This window comes from Sedimentibacter sp. B4 (genome assembly GCF_000309315.1).
GTDB classification, from domain to species: Bacteria; Bacillota; Clostridia; order Tissierellales; family Sedimentibacteraceae; genus Sedimentibacter; species Sedimentibacter saalensis.
Window position 1 is genome coordinate 1 of sequence record NZ_CANG01000787.1, and the last position, 201, is coordinate 201.

At 73.1% G+C, this 201-nt stretch carries 1 protein-coding gene; it reads right to left on the reverse strand.

Annotated features, from left to right (window positions below):
- Positions 1 to 19: 19 nt before the first annotated feature.
- Positions 20 to 201, reverse strand: a 182-nt coding sequence (locus BN358_RS26970) for a GNAT family N-acetyltransferase (protein WP_198018487.1), incomplete at its 5' end; no start/stop codon positions are given.

Genomic DNA, 201 nt, shown 5'->3' on the forward strand with positions numbered 1-201 from the left:
GGCCGGACGCAGTTCCCCCTCAGCGGGACAGGCCCGAGCGCGCCCGCCACTCATCGGCGAGCACCGCGTAGAGGTAGCTGTCGTGCCACACCGGGTTGCCCTCGGCGTCGGACGTGAACGACGCGTTCGCCCGGAAATGGCCCTCGCGGCGGAAGCCGAGGCGCTCCAGCAGCCGCCAGGACGCTGCGTTCCTCGGGTCGC